This window comes from Streptomyces sp. NPDC127084 (genome assembly GCF_042724175.1).
GTDB lineage: Bacteria > Actinomycetota > Actinomycetes > Streptomycetales > Streptomycetaceae > Streptomyces.
The window spans coordinates 1-4,592 of record NZ_JBHXFA010000278.1 but is presented as its reverse complement, the minus strand read 5'-3'; the positions used below and the strand labels follow the sequence as shown (position 1 = coordinate 4,592).

Here is a 4,592-nt window from a genome sequence, read left to right as displayed (position 1 = left end):
ACTACCAGCAGCTCAACCGCGACCACGCACGACTCAGAGCGCCCGGCGAACGCGCCTTCGCCCAGCTCAAGTCCTGGCGACTGCTACGGCGAGCCAGATGCTCCACCCGCCGCATCAGCACCATCGTCCAAGCCATCCACACACTCCTGACCCGCAACCATTCAGGATGAAAGAGGTTCAATCACCGCAGCTGCCAGTCCCGCAGCCCGGACGCCGCCGTGCCCCAGGAACGGGCCTCGGCAGCCATCAACAGCCGACGCTGCCGCTCGTCCAGATGCGGGACGCGACGTGCTGGGCCGGTCACGACGAGCACTGCCCAGGTGCGACCGGGAGAAGCACGCGAGCTGTTGTACCTCTTGAAGCGTTGGCGGTAATGAAAAGCCGTCCACCCGCACCTTCGATACGAGATCGCTGCGACTCGAGGCCGAGATGGCCAGCCGAGATCTTCTCCTCGAGTCTCTCCTTTTGGATACCGACTCCGTCATCAGATATCTGTAGCTCGACGATCTCCGAGGAGTTTAGCTTTAGCGAAATCCACACATGCTTAGCGTGGGCATGTTTTTCGATATTAATCAGAAACTCACGAGCAGCGCGATAAAGTAGCCGATCAGCCACACCAGCACTGTTGAGGTGGCAATCAACATGTATTGACAGGTCAGTGCGCAACTGCAGCTGTTCAGTAAGCTCTACCAAACTGTGAGCTAGGCCACGCGTCTCAAGCACCTCGGAATGCAGAACTTTGATGGAAGAACGAAGTTGACTGGCCACCTCCTTCAACAGGACATCGGCCCGTGCGAGCGCCTCACTGGCACATCTCGATTGGGCCTCCTCCACCTCGTGGCGAGCAGCCAATACGTTCTGGACGGCACCATCATGGAGTGCTTCTGCAAGATCATTCCGCTCTCGCTCCTCGGCAGACATAACCATTGCGAGCAGGCGTGATCGATGTAGGTCGAGTTTGCCGATCAGCCTGACTCGTCTTTGCTGAATATTCGAAAGTAGAATGCTTCCCGAGGCGAGAACCAAAATAAACAACGCGTGAGTCGAAGCCCAATCCCAGGGGGTATTTCCCATGTGCCCTATTCCGATCCCGGCTATGTATGTCACAGAGCAAAGAATGCCCGTAACCGCAGATGCCAAAGGATTGAAAGAAAAAGCCGCAAGCAAGGGAATCAGCATGAAAACATCGAGAGCCACCGGCGAGGACCAGGAAGGATCTGAAAAGCCTCCCGATACGGCCAGGAAGGCAGTCATGATGCAAAAGTCGATCAGCGGCATCCACACCATAAACGCGTGTGGTGCCCAATCGAGTGGCACGATCAGAGCAGCAACGCCCCATAGCCCGTAGACCAAGACGATAGCCAGGGCTATGCGAGGGTGGGCTTGGGGTGGAAAGACAAACAGCTCCACGAACAGCGCGGCTACAAAGCAAAGCCTCAAAGCCGCCTGCGTCCGCAGGGCACGGGGAAGGCGAACATCTTGATGAGAGCAGAGCGCCCAACCCGTGATTTCCCGCACCGACTTCGAGAGAGCATTTCGTAGAGCTACCATTCCGCTACCGATCTGCGATATCCAAAGTCTATTTACCTACTGAAGAATCCCGTGTCGCATGGCCATAGCCACTGCGGCAGCGCGGTCAGAAACCTGGAGCTTCTCGTAAAGATGTTGCGCGTGGGTCTTGACCGTTGCTGAGCCGAGAAAGAGTTCTTCGGCGGTTTGGGGGATGCTCAGCCCGCGAGAGAAGGCTTCGAGCACCTGCCGCTCCCGCTCGGTCAGAACAGGTGCGTCACGTTTGGCGCGAACTCGAATTTGCGCGGCCAGCGCCCCGGTCAGCTCTGTCGGGATAATCGTCATGCCCCTGCTTAGATTAATTACCGCTTCGACGATCTCCGCCCGCCGGGCATCTTTAGGGAGGTAGCCACTTGCCCCATCTTCGATGGCTTGAAATACTACTGAACTTTCCGTGGTAGCAGAAAGTATCAGGACTCGGGTTTTCAGCGTCTTTTCCTGCACTATAAAGCGCATTACCGCTATGCCGTCTAGGTCTGGAAGGCGGTAATCCACAATGGCGACATCTGGATTTTTCTCACGGATCAAACTAATTGCTTCGCGTCCCGTCTCCGCCTCGGCCAGAACCTCTATCTCGCCACTCAGCGAGAGGCCTCTTGAAATGCCGTCACGGTAAACAGGGTGGTCGTCAACCACCACTACGGAAATTTGCTTTCCATCACTCATTTTTCTCTACCTTTTGATTGCTCGATCCTGGGAGTCCCCTCGGAGTTACATGAGGGCTCGGTAGCGGGGTCCGTATCGACCGTTAGGGCATCCAGGTTCTACGTTCCTGAGTATTCCCTCGCGATTGTCTAAGGGCTGTCCCGTAACTGCTCGTAACGGGTGAGATGATCTTGCTGTGACCCGCGTGATCACGGCGTCGGAGCCGTCCTGGATAGTCCCGTCTACCGGACTGAGCCCGCGCCAGTTCAGCAAGCTGGTCACCGCACTGCGGCGCGAAGGAGCGGATCCGGTGCGCAAGGGCCGTCCCTGGAGCCTGTCTCTGGAGGACCGGGGCCTGCTGGTCGCCGCGTACCGGCGCACCAACCTGACCCTGCGCCGCCTGCGCCCGGCAACCGCAACGACTGCAAGGCATGAGAGCTGTCCGATGCGAAGGACGCCGTCGGCAAAACCACGGTGACCGCGGAGGGCGGCTACGGGGGCACCGGCCTGGTAATCCCGCACCGCCGCGAACGCGGCCATGCCGAACTGCCAGCCTGGAAAGAGGAACACAACACCTCCAACCGCAAGGCCCGCGCCCACATCGAGCACGCCTTCGCCCGCATGAAGAGCTGGAAGATCCTCCGCGACTGCCGCCTGAAAAGGCGACGGCGTCCACCACGCCATGCTCGGGATCGCCTGCCTGCGCAACCTCACCCCCGCCCGGTAACAGGGAAACGAGCTGGTCAACCAGCACGCCGTAGATCATCTACGGGACAGCCCTCAGTCCGGAATAGGGGAAGTTCCATCACGAACGACTTGAGCCCGCGAGATGGCCTCGACTTGATCACGTTCTACATCTCACAGCATCCATTATTGCACCCCGCGGTGCAACTATGCGACGGATCCTGTACAGCCCGCAAAACTAGTCTGAGCCGGTGACACGGTCGCGCTCCAACGCGTAGTGCTGGGTTCCGCTTTTGGTGGGTTGATGCTGGCGGCGGGAAGGTTCCGGTACTTGGGGGCGGGCGCTTGACGGTGGTGTTACGTCCACGGCCGGGCCGTGATGAGGAAGCCGTGGTGCGCCGGTTGGCCGGGGCACGCAAAGCGCCGCGGGATCTGGTGATGCGGTATCGGATGGTGGAGTTGAGCTGGTAGGGCATGCGGGTGCCGGCATTCGCGGTCGAGGTGGGCTGCGGTGAGAAGACGGTACGTTGTTGGCTGCATCGCTTCAGCCGGGCTGGTGTGGAGGGTTTGGACGTTCTCGGTGGCCAGGGCCGCGAGCGGCGGATCGCTGAGACCGAGTGGTCGAGCATCGGCCTGGTCAAGCGGCCACTGCCGGGCCGGCTCACCATGCAGGCAGGTAGGAAGAGCCTCGCGGGAGACAAAGCAGGACCGCCGGAGCGGATGCTTGACGCACTGGCCGAGCAGGCCCACGCGATGGTGCTCGAGATCAGACGTTCCCAGGTGTGCAGGATTCTGCTGGAAGGGGGGCGCGTTGTGCCGTACTCGGTCCCTGGAACCGGTCCAAGGGCCGTGACTTCGAGGGAAAGGACGCGGATCATCGGCCTTTGCACCCACCCGCCGGACGTTGCAACGGTCGCCTGCTCCGACGAGCCCGGGCCGGTGATCCCACGCACCTTCCCGCCGCACCTGGCTGGCCGCCGGACGGACACCGCATCAAGAGCGAGATCGACCACGGCCGCGGACCGGAGAAGACCTGGGTCTACGGCGGCTTACGTGTGGCGGACGGCCAGGAGATCACCATGACCGCATCGTCACGCAACAGCGCCTTCTACCAGCAGTTCCTGCAAGAACTCGAGGACGCCAACCCCGCCGACGACATCTACGTGATCACCGACAACCTCTCCTCGCACAACCGCGTCTCCATCCGCGCCTGGCTGGATGAGCATCCCAGGATCCGGCACGTGTTCATCCCGGTCGGCGCATGCTGGTTCAACCTCCCGGAAGGCTGGTGGTGTGTCTTCCGCAAGACCGCCTTCGCGCGTCAGTCCGTCGCCAACCCGACCGAGATCGAACAAGCCACCCGACTCGCAACAACCCAGCTCAACGCCCGAGCCCGACCCTGGGGCAGACCCGCACCACCCACCCGACGCCTACGCCTCTGATATCTGTACTCCCTTTGAGGAACCCAGCAGTAGTAGGACTCGGTTAGGTCGGTGCTGGCGGTGGTGGGCGGTGTCTGCCCGATCGTCTGAGTAGGGGCCCGGTGGCAGGTGTTGCAGATGCCGGTCCAGCACCTCAGGTTGTTTGGAGGGAGTCGAGTGAAGCTTCCCCTTGCTCTTGGACACCTGGAGACTGGGATCTTGAGGTTCCAGAGGAAGTAGCACCAGGTGGGAAGTAAGTACGCGAAGCGGTAC

At 60.6% G+C, this 4,592-nt stretch carries 4 protein-coding genes and 2 pseudogenes; 3 read left to right on the top strand and 3 right to left on the bottom strand.

What is annotated here, in order from left to right; genetic code table 11:
• Window positions 1-170, top strand: a pseudogene (locus ACFWI9_RS33030) (IS5/IS1182 family transposase); the annotation flags it as partial.
• An 11-nt stretch (window positions 171-181) separates the two neighbouring features.
• Here ACFWI9_RS33030 and ACFWI9_RS33025 read toward each other — a convergent pair.
• The 3 genes from ACFWI9_RS33025 to ACFWI9_RS33015 form a co-directional block, all read right to left on the bottom strand.
• On the bottom strand, window positions 182-304 hold the full coding sequence (locus ACFWI9_RS33025) for a hypothetical protein (RefSeq protein ID WP_387168632.1): 123 nt from the start codon (window positions 302-304) through the stop codon (window positions 182-184).
• Window positions 301-1,410, bottom strand: coding sequence for a sensor histidine kinase (locus ACFWI9_RS33020; protein WP_387168629.1), 1,110 nt, complete (start codon window positions 1,408-1,410; stop codon window positions 301-303). Before ACFWI9_RS33020 ends, ACFWI9_RS33025 begins: the two co-directional genes overlap by 4 nt.
• A gap of 177 nt (window positions 1,411-1,587) precedes the next feature.
• A complete protein-coding gene (locus ACFWI9_RS33015) occupies window positions 1,588-2,235 on the bottom strand; it encodes a response regulator (protein ID WP_387168626.1) in 648 nt (215 codons plus the stop codon).
• 175 nt (window positions 2,236-2,410) lie between these two features.
• Here ACFWI9_RS33015 and ACFWI9_RS33010 point away from each other — a divergent pair.
• Window positions 2,411-2,941, top strand: a pseudogene (locus ACFWI9_RS33010) (transposase).
• A gap of 739 nt (window positions 2,942-3,680) precedes the next feature.
• On the top strand, window positions 3,681-4,340 hold the full coding sequence (locus tag ACFWI9_RS33005; RefSeq protein ID WP_387168623.1) for a transposase: 660 nt from the start codon (window positions 3,681-3,683) through the stop codon (window positions 4,338-4,340).
• Window positions 4,341-4,592 lie beyond the last annotated feature (252 nt).

Coding starts and splice junctions, on each gene's coding strand:
- ACFWI9_RS33015 (WP_387168626.1), bottom strand. CDS start 2,235: ATGAGTGATGGAAAGCAAATTTCCGTAGTGGTGGTTGACGACCACCCT.